Annotated in this window: 11 protein-coding genes; 7 read left to right on the top strand and 4 right to left on the bottom strand. The window is 59.8% G+C overall.

What is annotated here, in order from left to right:
- Window positions 1-21 precede the first annotated feature (21 nt).
- A complete protein-coding gene (locus EIY72_RS24775) occupies window positions 22-2,433 on the bottom strand; it encodes a glucose/quinate/shikimate family membrane-bound PQQ-dependent dehydrogenase (RefSeq protein WP_093214511.1) in 2,412 nt (803 codons plus the stop codon).
- A gap of 128 nt (window positions 2,434-2,561) precedes the next feature.
- Complete coding sequence (locus EIY72_RS24780) at window positions 2,562-3,944, bottom strand: carbohydrate porin (RefSeq protein ID WP_093214514.1); 1,383 nt, start codon at window positions 3,942-3,944, stop codon at window positions 2,562-2,564.
- Window positions 3,945-4,202: 258 nt separating this feature from the next.
- On the opposite strand from EIY72_RS24780, the gene EIY72_RS24785 reads away from it, so the two are divergent.
- Together EIY72_RS24785 and EIY72_RS24790 are read left to right on the top strand one after the other, a co-directional pair.
- Window positions 4,203-4,433, top strand: a complete 231-nt coding sequence (locus EIY72_RS24785) for a VF530 family protein (protein ID WP_093214516.1) — start codon at window positions 4,203-4,205, stop codon at window positions 4,431-4,433.
- A gap of 2 nt (window positions 4,434-4,435) precedes the next feature.
- Complete coding sequence (locus EIY72_RS24790; RefSeq protein ID WP_093214519.1) at window positions 4,436-5,092, top strand: Pr6Pr family membrane protein; 657 nt, start codon at window positions 4,436-4,438, stop codon at window positions 5,090-5,092.
- 50 nt (window positions 5,093-5,142) lie between these two features.
- Here EIY72_RS24790 and EIY72_RS24795 read toward each other — a convergent pair whose 3' ends face one another.
- Together EIY72_RS24795 and EIY72_RS24800 are read right to left on the bottom strand one after the other, a co-directional pair.
- Window positions 5,143-5,928, bottom strand: coding sequence for a siderophore-interacting protein (locus tag EIY72_RS24795; protein WP_093214523.1), 786 nt, complete (start codon window positions 5,926-5,928; stop codon window positions 5,143-5,145).
- Complete coding sequence (locus EIY72_RS24800) at window positions 5,925-6,500, bottom strand: PadR family transcriptional regulator (RefSeq protein ID WP_093214526.1); 576 nt, start codon at window positions 6,498-6,500, stop codon at window positions 5,925-5,927. The genes EIY72_RS24795 and EIY72_RS24800 overlap by 4 nt, the downstream gene beginning before the upstream one ends.
- Window positions 6,501-7,010: 510 nt before the next feature.
- On the opposite strand from EIY72_RS24800, the gene EIY72_RS24805 reads away from it, so the two are divergent.
- From EIY72_RS24805 to EIY72_RS24825, 5 genes are all read left to right on the top strand, one after another.
- A complete protein-coding gene (locus EIY72_RS24805; RefSeq protein ID WP_093214529.1) occupies window positions 7,011-7,499 on the top strand; it encodes a CS1 type fimbrial major subunit in 489 nt (162 codons plus the stop codon).
- 107 nt (window positions 7,500-7,606) lie between these two features.
- Window positions 7,607-10,129, top strand: coding sequence for a CS1-pili formation C-terminal domain-containing protein (locus tag EIY72_RS24810; protein WP_093214535.1), 2,523 nt, complete (start codon window positions 7,607-7,609; stop codon window positions 10,127-10,129).
- A gap of 16 nt (window positions 10,130-10,145) precedes the next feature.
- On the top strand, window positions 10,146-11,351 hold the full coding sequence (locus EIY72_RS24815) for a hypothetical protein (protein WP_243701731.1): 1,206 nt from the start codon (window positions 10,146-10,148) through the stop codon (window positions 11,349-11,351).
- Window positions 11,352-11,395: 44 nt separating this feature from the next.
- Window positions 11,396-12,139, top strand: a complete 744-nt coding sequence (locus EIY72_RS24820; RefSeq protein WP_093214538.1) for a pilus assembly protein — start codon at window positions 11,396-11,398, stop codon at window positions 12,137-12,139.
- A 34-nt stretch (window positions 12,140-12,173) separates the two neighbouring features.
- Window positions 12,174-12,674: a CS1 type fimbrial major subunit gene (locus EIY72_RS24825; protein ID WP_093214542.1), complete on the top strand. Its 501-nt coding sequence runs from the start codon at window positions 12,174-12,176 to the stop codon at window positions 12,672-12,674.
- Window positions 12,675-12,783: the final 109 nt, after the last annotated feature.

Genomic DNA, 12,783 nt, shown 5'->3' on the forward strand with positions numbered 1-12,783 from the left:
GGCTTTTACTGCCGCTGAAACTTACTCGGACAGTTTGTACGCAATCACATAGTCACCCATCTTGGTGCCCAGCGAACCGTGACCGCCGACGACCAGCAGTACGTATTGCTTGCCGTCCTTGCCGGTGTAGGTCATCGGGGTTGCCTGGCCGCCTGCGGGCAGGCGCGACTTCCACAGTTCCTTGCCGCTGTTGACGTCATAGGCGCGCAGGTACTGGTCCAGGGTGCCGCTGAGGAAGCCGACGCCGCCGGCCGTGACCATCGAACCGCCCATGCTCGGCACGCCGAGGTTCATGCCGATAGGGATGGGCGAGCTGTCGCGGCTGGTGCCGTTCTTGCGTTTCCACACAACTTTGCCGGTGGTCAGGTCGATACCGGCCACGTAACCCCAGGCCGGTGCCTGGCAGGGTACGCCGAACGGCGACATCAGCGGGTGCATGATCACTGCGTAAGGCGCACCGGTGTTCGGTTGCACGCCGGCGGTTTCGCTTTCACGCTTGCTGCCGGCCTCGACCTTGGCGCGTGGCACCATTTTCGAGACGAACGCCATGTAGTTCGGGCTGGTGAACAGCATCTGCCGCACCGGGTCGACCGACACGCCGCCCCAGTTGAACACGCCGACGTTACCCGGATAAATCAGGCTGCCCTGTTCCGATGGCGGGGTGTATTGGCCTTCGTAGCGCAGCTCCTTGAACTGGATGCGGCACAGCAGTTGATCAAACGGGCTCGCGCCCCACATGGCTTTTTCGGTCAGTTCCGGAGCCAGCAGGTTCAGATCCGAACGGGCCTGGGTCGGGGCAGTGTGATCGCCCTGGACCGCGCCTTGCGGTACCGGGATCTCGCGGATCGGGATGATCGGCGTGCCGTCACGACGGTCGAGCACGTACAGGCTGCCCTGCTTGGTCGGCTGGATCACGGCCGGCTTGATGCCGTCGGCGGTTTTCATGTCCAGCAAGGTTGGCTGGCTGCCGACGTCCATGTCCCACAGGTCATGGTGGGTGAACTGGTAGTTCCAGCGCACTTTGCCGGTGGCCAGGTCCAGTGCGACCAGGCCAGCGCTGAACTTCTCGGCGCCTGGGGTACGGTCGGCGCCCCACTGGTCAGGGGTCTGGTTGCCCAGTGGCAGGTAGACCATGCCGAGTTTTTCGTCGACGCTGGCCAGCGACCACATGTTGGCCGAGTTGCGGCTGTAGATCTGGCCAGGGGCCAGTGGTTCGGTGGCGTCCGGGTTGTTGCTGTCCCAGTTCCACACCAGATGACCGTCGCGCACGTCGTAAGCGCGGATCACACCGGACGGTTCGTTGGTCGACTCGTTGTCGGTGACGTGACCGCCCATGATCACCAGGTCACGGGTGATCGCGGCAGGCGACGTCGAGTAGTAGCCGCCCGGGGTGAACGGGCCGATGCCCTGGGTCAGATCGACCACACCCTTGTTGCCAAAGCCTTCGCAGATCTTGCCGGTGTCGGCGTTCAAAGCGATCAGGCGTGCATCGGCGGTAGGCAGGTACAAGCGGCGCGGGCAAGCCTGAGCAACGGTTTTGCCGGCGTCGGAAATAACGGCGGACGCTGCATTTTCAGTCTTGGCGTAGGCGGCTTCGTCGTAGTACGACACGCCACGGCAGGTCATGTGGGCGAAGCCCTTGAAGCCCACCGGACTCTTGATCTGCGGGTCGAAACGCCAGAGTTCCTTACCGGTGTCCGGGTCCAGCGCCAGCACTTTGCTGTGGGCCGTGCAGGCATAGATCATGCCGTTGGCCTTGAGCGGGGTGTTTTCGTTGGTCAGCTCCACCGGGTCATCGGCAGTCGGCAGATCGCCGGTCTGGATGCGCCAGGCTTCCTGCAACTTGCCGACGTTGGCCGGGGTGATTTGCTTGAGCGGCGAATAACGGTCACCGAACTCGGTACGGCCATAAGCCTGCCAGTCGCCGTCGGGCATCTGCGGTGCGGTGCTGGTTGTGTCAGCGCTGTCACGACCCAATTCGCCGAAGGTTTCGCCCGGATGAGTGAACTGGCTGGCCACGGCGGTTGCGCCCGCCAGGACCACGGCCACGCTCAGGGCCGCGGTGCCCATGGGCGCAGGACCATCAACGAGCAATGGACGGCGGAACCACGGCAGCAGCAATACCACGCCCAGGGCAAACCACAGCGACAGGCGCGGCACCAGTTGCCACCAGTCCAGACCCACTTCCCACAAGGCCCAGACGGTGCTGGCGAACAGCACCAGCGCATACAGGCCCAGTGCCGCACGACGGCGGGCGATCAGCAGCACGCCGCTCAGTCCGAAGCCGATCCCGGCCAGCAGGTAGTACAGCGAGCCGCCGAGCATGCTCAGCTTGATCCCCCCGGCCAGCATGGCCAGGCCCATTAGCAGAAGCAGAATGCCGAGCAGGGTCGGCCATAGACGGCTTCGACCCAAGGCACCATCAGTGCTCATAGTGTGATTCTCCGTGACGTTTCAAAGTGTGTCGCGCTGTAGTCACTGTAGATGACGATCCAGCGCGGGCATGGTTCAGTTCAAACTGGTTGGATTAATGCATTCCCACATTGGGCGTTTGAGGCGGGTCAGAATGAGGACTGGATCTTGAGTCCCCCGATCAACGCGTCATCCACCTCGTTCACCCCACCGGGATGGCGGATGTATTGCAGGTTCGGGCGCACGGTCAGCCAATTCGTGACGTGCACGCCGTAATAGAGTTCGGCGCTGTATTCGGTGTCCTGCGGCGGCAGATAGGACGGATCGTCATAGTCGTACACCGCGTGGGCCTGATTGCTCGCTTCGGCGTTCTTGCGATAGGCCGGGTTGACGTGGACGCGGGCCATGGCGAAACCGATGTCGTCCTTGGCGCGGGCATCAAACGGCCCCTTGTAGACGACGCCTGCCTGGACATAGTTGTCGATGGCATTGGTTTTCTTGTCGTGCATCGTGATGTTGGCGAACAGGTTCAGTCCCCTTGAATGGTCGCTGGCCAGGCTGGTGACCTGCTGTTGAGCGCCGAACCACACGCCATGCTTGCTCGATGCACTGCGATACGCCTCGCCACTCAGGGCGGCCGGCTGGCCATTGCTGTCCTTGTAGACGTCACTGGCCTTGGCGCTGCTGTAGTAGTAACCGGTGCGATATTCACCGGGCAGGCCGTTGAGCGTCGGCGCCCATACCAGCTCCACCGGCAACACTGCGCCTTGAGTGCCGCTGCCGCTGAGCTTGAAGCCATTGTCGCGATCAAGGTTTGACGGGTTCTGCTCATAGGCACCGATCTGTGCGTACAGCGACGGCGTCAGGTGATATTTGACCCGCAGCGCCCACTGGCTGACCGGCCAGTTGTACCAGATGCCGCCGACCCAGTTGCCGACCTGGGAGCCGCAGAATGCCAGGTTCTGGAAGTCGCAGGGGAAGCTGTTGAAGTCCTCGCCTTCACCGAAGCGACCGGCCTTGATATCGAGTTTCTGCTCGAAGAATTTCTGCTGGTACCACATCTGCGTCAGGCGTGTGGTCTGGCCGCGACCCCAAACCTCCTGGGCCGAGGTGAACCCGCCGACACGTGGATCGTTGATGCGGTCATTGCTGATGTTGTTGCCGCTGCGCTCGGTGATGGTCAGCTGGAACTCGGCGTCGCGCCAGCCGAGGATCTTCTGCAGATCCAGATGGGTGCCCAGGGCAAATTGATCGCTGTAGCGAGCGGTGTGGTCGTGGTCGTAGCCGCCGTGCAGATTGCTGCCCATCTCACCGGTGTAATCGATCTTGAAGTCGTAGCCTTTTTCCGCAAGCTCCGTGCGAGTGCCGTTCCAGTCGCCGAGCATCCACGGCGAGTCACTGTCGAAAGCCGGTGCCGCATGAGCGCAGCCAGCGAAGCTCAGTGCCGCGACAGTGCTCAGCAGATTTGTGGTTTTCCGGTATGCAGCGGGCTTTGAGACAGCGCTGTCTCTAGTGAATCCAAAATAAGGCATGGGGTAATTCTTGATCTTTTTCTGGGGATAAAACGGAAAGCAGCTGATGAGATGAAGCGTTTCAGCTAGGGCGGGCGCAAGGATAATGTTCTGTTACAAATAGAGAAAGTGCTTTTACCGACATGCAGCCTTTCGGATTTGGTAACAGTTGCTGCGCGCTCACCTACAGTTACCCATGACGCACTCAAGCCTTCCACCCGAACCGCCTGTCAGCTAAGGTGCGCGGCTTTCCATCCCCTCTCTGCTTGAAGGCCCGGCATGACCGAACACAACCCTGACCCGCTGCATGGCGTGACGCTGGAACAGATCCTCAATGCGCTGGTTGCACACTATGAGTGGTCGGGACTTGCCGAACGTATCGATATCCGCTGCTTCAAAACTGATCCGAGCATCAAGTCGAGCCTGACATTCCTGCGAAAAACGCCGTGGGCGCGAGAAAAGGTCGAGCGTTTGTACGTGAAGCTGATGCGTACCAAGCGTCCGCTCTGAACATGATCAAACCCTGTATGCAGCGCCGTTTTGTCGCCGTGGCGGCGGTGCTCGGCTGGGCGGGATTGAGCATACAGATGTACCTGATCCTTTATTCGCGCTGGACGCTGGAAGCCAGTCTGGTCGGTGGTTTGATGAGTTTCTTCAGCTACTTCACGGTGCTGAGCAACACCCTGGTCGCCACGGTGTTGACCTGCGCATGGACGTCCCGCGACTCGGCCGCCCGACGCTGGTTCTTGCAGCCATGGGTCAGCAGCGGGGTGGCGGTGAGCATCGCGGTGGTCGGGTTGGCCTACAGCATCCTGTTGCGCCATCTGTGGCATCCCGAAGGCTGGCAATGGATCGCCGACGAATTACTGCATGACGTCATGCCGCTGCTGTACTTCGGTTATTGGTGGTGCTGTGTTGCCAAGGGGGCGTTGCGCGTTCGGCACATCGGTTTGTGGCTGATTTATCCGCTGGCGTATTTCGCCTATGTGCTGTTGCGTGGGCATTTGCTGGCGGTGTACCCGTATCCCTTCGCCGATGTCAGCAAACTGGGTTATCCACAGGTGTTTATCAACGCCGGTGGGTTGCTGACGGGGTTTGTGCTGATTGCGCTGGTGCTGATAGGGCTGGATCGCTGGCTGGTAAAAGCTGGTAACCAACGCTCACTGTAGGAGCGAGCTCGCTCCCACAGATTTCAGGATTGAGGGCGACCTTGCGGCGTTCACTCCTCGTCGCTGTCGCCCAACTTCCAGTAACCCACCGTCTTGACGAATTGATCGTCCAGCCCGTGCTCATCGAGCAGCACCCGGCGAATCTGCCGCGACACCTTGCTCTCGGTCGCCACCCAGGCATACAGGCTGCCGGTCGGTACCTGCACCTGGCGCACGGTGCTGAGCAAATGGTCTTTGCCGCCCTCGCGCAACACCCAGATCACACTGACCTCGGCTGGGCTCTCCAGCACCTGCTGCTCTTTGCCGTTCTCGATCTCGATGATCACCAGGGCACGCCGATTGGCCGCAAGCCCCTCCAGGCGGCGGGCGATGGCGGGCAGGGCGGTTTCATCACCAATCAGCAAATAGCTGTCGAAGATGTCCGGCACGATCATTGAGCCGCGTGGCCCGCCGATGTGCAGGTACTGCCCGGGTCTGGCTTGTTCGGCCCAAGTCGAGGCAGGGCCATCGCCGTGCAGGACAAAGTCGATGTCCAGCTCCATGGCATCCAGGTCGTAGCGGCGTGGGGTGTAGTCGCGCATTTCCGGCAGCGGTCCGCTGTCCTTGCCGGCACCCAACACAAGGGTGTCCAGCGCAGCTGCCTGCTCGGCGTTCTGCGGGAACAGCAGCTTGACGTGGTCGTCAGTGCCCAGGCTGATAAAACCTGCCAGTTCGGGACCGCCCAGGGTGATGCGGCGCATGCGCGGGGTCAGGTCGACTACCCGCAGCACTTCCAGACGACGGCGTTTGATCTCGTGCATGACGCGGTGAATGGTGGGCTTCATCACTTCAGTCATTCGGCTTTCTCCTGAACAGGTTGAACGGCGGGACCGTCGACGATGGCCCGGGCAGTGTTGTTGAGCAGGTCACGTACCCGCAGGATCTCGTCCGGACTCCAGCGGCCATGGTGCATTTGCAGGGCATGACGCAGGTTATGCACTGCTTCGTGGATCTCTGCCGGGCGGTCATGACCACGCAACGAGCGCTTGCTGACGTCGATGCGCATGCGCACGCCATCCAGCGCAACCTTCTGCTCAATAAGCGATAGACGACCGGCATCGGTGGCGGTGTAGCGTTTTTTTCCGCCGTCGGCATCGCCCTGGATCAGATCGCTCTCTTCCAGAAACGTCAGGGTTGGATAAATCACACCGGGGCTGGGACTGTAGGCACCGTCGAACATGCCTTCGATCTGGCGGATCAGGTCGTAACCGTGACATGGCTGGTCGGCGATCAAATCCAGCAGCAGCAGCTTCAGGTCACCGGGGGCAAATACCCGTGGGCCACGGCCACCGCGTTCGCGGCCGGAACGTTTCTCGAAGCCGTCACGGTGGTCAGCGTGTTCGCGATGGGGGGAATGATGGTCTCTCATTTTTGCGTTCTCTCGTCGTGTTTAGATACAACGTAAGATATATCTTTAAGTCTTGCAACCCATTTGTTGAGAAATGTTTTCATTTAATGGCAGGCGGGAGGGTAGGCGAGGCAAATCCAGATCCACATGGCAACAGCTATTTTTAGTTGAACGAACCGGAGTGAGTAACTTGAAAGTTAAAGCTATGGCTCTAATTAAATGGAGTTTATATTCTAAAAGTACTTCTTCCCTAATGTTTGTTGATTGCATTTGCTGTATGGTTTTTTGCACAAAACTGTATGTAGGGGATGGCTTACAGTAATAAATAAGTATTTGAGTTATTTGATCTTTTTTCTTTCGAGGTCTGGGGTGGTTTAACTACGAGGTTCTAGGAAGTTGCCTGCTTACTTTCAGGAAGCAACAGCCGATCATGCCCTGGCGTTGAAAGTTCAAAGCAACACGGTCGACAGGTGACAGCGTTGTTTGAACTTTCAATGAACCGAATCCTTAAAAGAAAACAGGAACTGAACAATGCTCAAGAAACTCGCAATCGCCGTCCCTCTGGCTGTTCTGGCAATGAGCGCCTCCTCGGCATTCGCTGCGGGCGAGGCCAATCACTCCATCAACATCGTCGCCCACGTGCCGACCAACGGCTTCTACGTGGTACCGACCGACCCGGATCTGGTCAATAAAGACCAGCCCATGGACTACAACCCGGCCACTGCCAAGATGGGTGAGGTCAACGGCTTCTTTGACATGCGCAACAACAGCGGTTCGGTTCACGCCAGCGTGGTCACGGCTCCCAAACTGATCGCCGGCGCCAACAGCATCGATCTGAAAGTGGAAATCAACGGCAAGGAACTGACCACCACTCCGCAGATGGTCGTGGGTGAGGCGGAATCCGACGTCAACTTCCGTGCACCGCTGAAAATCAGCGCCAAAGGCACCACCTTTCAACCGGGCGATTACACCGGTGTGGTTGCCATGACCTTCGACGCGGTTCCACCTGCCGGCCCGTAAGCGGCAAGCCTGCATAAAGCGTCAACTGCAAAGCTGACGGAAACCGGCGGGGCGACACATTGTCCGCCTTGCCGGACTTCATCTGTTCGTAATCAGAGTACGTGTTCATGTTCCCGATGACCCCCATCGCGGCTGCGCTTGCGCTGTTGTTTTGTGCCAGTGCGGCGGCAGCTCCTGTTTCCGTCGGTACGACACCGCGAAGTCTATTGGCTCAGGCCAAAGGCCTGCCGGCGGATTTCGAGGAGCACTTTTTCGACGTGCCCCTGGCGGTTCGGGTTGAACTCGATCATCAGCCTCTGGGGGAGGCCATGGTGGTGCTCTCGCGGGATGATCGCGTCACCTTGCTCGAATTCACTGACACCAGTGAAAACCGTTATGGCGCCGCCGAGCGGGAAAAATGGGCCGCTTACCTCAAGCCTGGCGTACCTCTGGGCAATTGCACCGGTCAATGTCCCGATCAAGTGCTGGCCGTGCACTACAACCTGGAAAGCTCCCTGCTTTCGATCCTCACCGAAAACGCCGAACGCGATGTGCAGGCCAAGCGTTATCACGAGCAGCCCGAGGGTGGCAGCAGCGGCTTGATGGTCCGTAACCAGCTCAATCTCAATGGCGGTCAGGACCAGGATCTGGGCGGGCGTTTCGGCCTCGAAGCCAGCAGCAGCCTGGGTAACTGGAGTCAGGCCTTCAACATGCAACTGGCCCGTCTGGGCGGTCCGGATGACAAGCTTTACCACGCAATCCACGAGCTTTACACCCAACGCGAACTGCAAGGCAGTTTCCTGCGCCTGGGGTATTTCACCCCCTCTTCCGAAGGGCTGACGCGCCAACCGCGTACGTTCGGCAACAGCCCCGATACCGCCGTCGGCCTCATGTACGGCAGCTCCGACAGCCTGGCGATCAACAGCCCCACGCCGAGCGTCTACCCGATCTATGTCACGGCCAATCGCCAGGGCTCGGTGGAGATCTATCGCGATGGCTTGTTGATCAATACCCAATCCGTACCCGCCGGTTTGCAGACCCTCGATACCCGGCCTCTGCCGGGCGGCATCTACGAAGTGGAAGTGCGCCTGATCGAAGACGGCCAGATCACCTCCACCACCCAGGAGCTGGTGTACAAGCCCAATAACTGGCGCAACCACGACGAACGCTGGCGCTACAACCTGTTTGCCGGTGAAGAAAGCAAGCTGCTCAGCAACTGGGACCAGCAGTCCAGCGGCAGTCCGACCGCCGGCGCTTCGGTTAACTACCTGATGCACCCGCGGGTGATTCTCGGCCTGTCGGCGCGGCAGATTCGCGAAAAACTGCAATACGGCACGTCCATCGACTGGACCCTGGCCAATCACATCAGCCTGTACGCCAACGTCTACCAGACCCAGGACTACGGCACCGGCCTCGACCTGCAAAGCCTCTACAACTATGGTGCCGGCAGCCTGGTGCTCAGCCATAGCCGCAGCTGGCTCGACACCACCAACACCTACGACACCCTGCCGGACGGTACTCGGGTGCGGCAACGCAATGTGTTTATCGGCGAGGCCAGCAACTCGTCGCTGGCAATCAATCATCGGCTGAGCAGTAAAAGTTCGATCAATGCCCGGGTGTCCCACAGTGAGGGTAACGTCGAAGGCATGGGAGCGGACCTGGGCTGGAGTCAGCGCACCGTGCTGTTTGGCAGTGATGCCAACTGGCGCCTGTCGCTGTTCGATCGCCCCGGCAGTTTCAGCAGCGGCGATGCGCGCAATCGCGGTGTCGATCTGAGCATGAACATCGCGATAGGCGCGCCCGGCCAGCAGATCAGCGGCAGCATCGGCTCGCGTACCGACCGTGATGGCGGCCGCGACAACAATGCCTCGCTCGGCTGGCGCCGGGACTTCAAGGACCACGTGCTGCAAAACGTCTCGGTAACGGCGCTGACTGACACTTATGGCGTCGGTTTGTCGAGCCTGGCCAACTTCGGCACCGATGCCATCAACGGCGATGGCTTCGTTCAGCGTTCGTCCTACAACGGCAACTACACCGGTGGCCTGAACCTGGACAGCACCCTGGTCGTCGGCGGCGAGAAAATGCTGTTGACCAGCCAACACGAGATGCGCGGCGCCGGGCTGATTGTCGACGTCGAGTCGGACATCGATGGCATCGCCCTGCGCGCCGACGACTACAGCGGCGGCAGCGCGGCATTGAAACCGGGGCGCAACTTCATCCCGATCACGGCGTACCAGAACAGTTCGGTGAGCTTCGACTTCGAGGGCAACCATGTTCCTGCGGCGACCATCGAACCGGCGCGCTCGCGCTATCACCTGAACAAGGGGGGAGTGGAGTACCGCAAGGTGCGGGTAATGAAAACCCTCACCGTGCTTGGGCGCCTGATCGATCCGCAAGGACGACCGCTCAAAGGCCACCACGTGATCAATCACGCCAGCCGTGGCGTGACCGAAGTCGATGGCTTCTTCTCGATGGAAATGAATGCCGGCTCCCCGACCCTGGAAGTGCGCCAGGGCAACCAGTTGCTGTGCCAGTTCCGCCTCGATGCCAGTCGTCACCGTAGCGAAAACAATGTGTTGATGATCGGTGATCTGCGGTGCACGCCGGACACCTTGGCCGACGTCACCTCCACCGAACAGAAGGCGGGTTGAAAACATGAAAAAATCTATGGGCTGGCTGGGGGTGTTGGCGGCGTTGAGCGTGTCTTCGGCCGTGGCGGAAACTCAGGAAATCAGGGCGCTGTTCCAGCCGGATCCTTCGCAGCCGAACAAGAATGTGTTCGTCAATCAGACGCCTAACAGTGGTTATTGCGCCAGTTTTCCCACTCAATGTGCTTCATTCAACATGTTCAGCATCCAGGTGCCGATCCGCTTCAACGGTGCCCGCAGTTTTGTCCCTGGCGATGCGATTCCGATAAAAGTACCGGCCAACTGGCGACAACTGACAGTGACCAATCGGGAAACTCAGGAAACCGAAACCCTCGAAGTGCGTATCACCGGAATCGGGTCCCAATACGAACTGAGTGAAACAGCCCAAAAGTTGACCGGTGCAGCAAGCGCACTCGAAGGGCATCAAAAACTCTGGACCACCAACAGTTGGGTCTATGCGCCTGCGCCCTGTCTGTACAGCGGGGTCGGGGCCTATTCCGAGTCTAATTACCGCTTTTTCTGGAGGACGCCGGTAGAAGACGCATGTACCAAAGTAGCGGCATTCAACATTCCGTCCATACGCCTCAATACGCTGGATTTCGCTTATGAACTGCGCACACCCAATCCTTTGGGCATGTCCTCCGGGCTGTACACGGGATCGTTGCACTACTCCGTCGGCACGGGAATGGACTTTGACACGGGACCTATGTTTTACGCCGACGACCCGCACCTGAACCTGAACTTCGTGCTCGACGTGCAGCACACCCTCAAAGTCGATCTGCCACCGGGCGGTAACAAGGTCTCCCTGGAACCGGCAGGCGGCTGGCAGCAGTGGATAGATGGCGGGCGCAAACCCACCAGCATCTACCGCGACCAGCTTTTCTATATCTCGGCTTCTTCGCGCTTCAAGGTGATGATGCAGTGCCGGGATTCGTTGGGGGGGGACCGCTGCAGAATGTTCGGCGCCGGAGGCAATGTCACGGACGTGCGGACGCGGCTGACCTTGCCCGCCGGATTGACTCAAAACGGTGGCGGGCCCGTCCATCAAATGCTGTTGTTGCACAACTCCTGGGCCGGGCCATTCCAGCCAGGCCAGTATCTCGAGCGCAAGGAAGGCATGTTGCGTTTCGAGATCCCCAGCGACGCCATCAACAGCCTGCTCAGGCCCGGCGTCAGCGGCACCATGTCCACCCAGATCACCATCATCTGGGACTCGGAAGTATGAGCGCCCGGGGCTTGCCACCTACATTTTTCAAGGGATCGAAGAACATGAAGCGTGCGTGTTTTCTGGGAGCGCTCAGCCTGTTTTGCCTGTCGGCGCAGGCCGGGCCGCAAATCAATGTCGGCACGGTGTACGACTACCTGGATGGGGATAAAAGCACCTATCTCAAACGGGTGTTCAACAGCGGCGACAGCACCGCGTTCGTCAAGATCAACGTGCTGGAAATCGTCTATGGCGCCGACGGCACGCCCCAGGAAATCCCGGTCGAGACCTCCGCAGACGGTGCATCGCGCAATGGCGCGATGGCCAGCCCGGCACGGTTGATCGTGCCGGCCAAGGGCATGCAGGGCACGCGGCTGTTGTACATGGGTGAACGTGACCGCGAGCGTTATTTCCGCGTGCGATTCCTGCCGGTGGTGCCGGAAAAGGAAGATGAATTCGCAGTCACCGGCGACGAGCGCGAGGAGTACAAACAGAACCTGTCGGCGGGGGTCAACGTGATGACCGGGTTTGGCACGATCTTTTTTGTTCGGCCCAAAGACGCCCGCTTCGATTCTGTCGTCAACGAAACCGACAGCCGTTACGAGCTGCGCAATAGCGGCAATACGGTGATCGTCGTCGACGAGTTCAAGAGCTGCTCGTTGAAGGAGGAAACCGACTGCGGGGCAACGACCAAACACCATGTGATGGCCGGCAAGAGCTTTGCTTTCGACAAGGAAAAGGGGCGCGAGTATCGCTTCGTTCTGGTCGAGGGCAGCAGCAAGAAACACATCAACGTGGTGAGCCGATGAGGGCTGTTTTCGAGGGACATGACAGGTGACCAGCATGATCAAGCAAAGCGCTGTTGTCGCAGCAACGGCAATCACTGCGCTGATGAGTACCCTGGCGGGCGCTGCGCGCGAAGAACAGGTTTTCGAAGTGTCGCTGACCATCCCCACCCGGGCCTTTTATATCCTGCCGGCGGAGCCAGGCTGGATTCACCAGGCACAGAGACTCAATTGGGACTACCCGACTTCGAACCTCAGCAGCGTGCGCAAGTATTTCGATGTGCGGCATGACACCAGCGCGATCGAAGCGCGTCTGGACAGTGCGGCCTATTTGTCCAATGGCAAGCCGGGGGAGGAAATTGCCCTACGGGTGAGTTTCAACCACGTGGTGCTGAGCCCCGACATCCGCCCACGGCTAGTGGTGTCCGCAGCCGATGCGGCAGTGGGGACGCGGGTGCTACTGGACATCGAACCGCAGAAACCGGTGGGCGGTTACCGGCCGGGGGATTACAGCGGCAATGTACTGCTGCTGTTCAATGCCAGAGCGCCGGGGGAGTAGATCCCCATCCGCGATGCCACGCGAATCCCTGTGGGAGCGAGCTTGTCTCCGGACGGCGTTCCGACGATGGCGGTGTGTCTGGTTGAAGCGATTACGTCGATGAAAAGCC

Origin of the sequence: Pseudomonas vancouverensis (genome assembly GCF_004348895.1) — a bacterium.
GTDB lineage: Bacteria > Pseudomonadota > Gammaproteobacteria > Pseudomonadales > Pseudomonadaceae > Aquipseudomonas > Aquipseudomonas vancouverensis.

Excerpts from the sequence above, each read along its gene's own strand:
- EIY72_RS24790 (WP_093214519.1), top strand. The coding sequence starts at position 4,436 with ATGATCAAACCCTGTATGCAGCGCCGTTTTGTCGCCGTGGCGGCGGTG.
- EIY72_RS24805 (WP_093214529.1), top strand. The coding sequence starts at position 7,011 with ATGCTCAAGAAACTCGCAATCGCCGTCCCTCTGGCTGTTCTGGCAATG.
- EIY72_RS24800 (WP_093214526.1), bottom strand. The coding sequence starts at position 6,500 with ATGAGAGACCATCATTCCCCCCATCGCGAACACGCTGACCACCGTGAC.
- EIY72_RS24780 (WP_093214514.1), bottom strand. The coding sequence starts at position 3,944 with ATGCCTTATTTTGGATTCACTAGAGACAGCGCTGTCTCAAAGCCCGCT.
- EIY72_RS24820 (WP_093214538.1), top strand. The coding sequence starts at position 11,396 with ATGAAGCGTGCGTGTTTTCTGGGAGCGCTCAGCCTGTTTTGCCTGTCG.
- EIY72_RS24810 (WP_093214535.1), top strand. The coding sequence starts at position 7,607 with ATGTTCCCGATGACCCCCATCGCGGCTGCGCTTGCGCTGTTGTTTTGT.
- EIY72_RS24815 (WP_243701731.1), top strand. The coding sequence starts at position 10,146 with ATGGGCTGGCTGGGGGTGTTGGCGGCGTTGAGCGTGTCTTCGGCCGTG.
- EIY72_RS24825 (WP_093214542.1), top strand. The coding sequence starts at position 12,174 with ATGATCAAGCAAAGCGCTGTTGTCGCAGCAACGGCAATCACTGCGCTG.
- EIY72_RS24775 (WP_093214511.1), bottom strand. The coding sequence starts at position 2,433 with ATGAGCACTGATGGTGCCTTGGGTCGAAGCCGTCTATGGCCGACCCTG.
- EIY72_RS24785 (WP_093214516.1), top strand. The coding sequence starts at position 4,203 with ATGACCGAACACAACCCTGACCCGCTGCATGGCGTGACGCTGGAACAG.
- EIY72_RS24795 (WP_093214523.1), bottom strand. The coding sequence starts at position 5,928 with ATGACTGAAGTGATGAAGCCCACCATTCACCGCGTCATGCACGAGATC.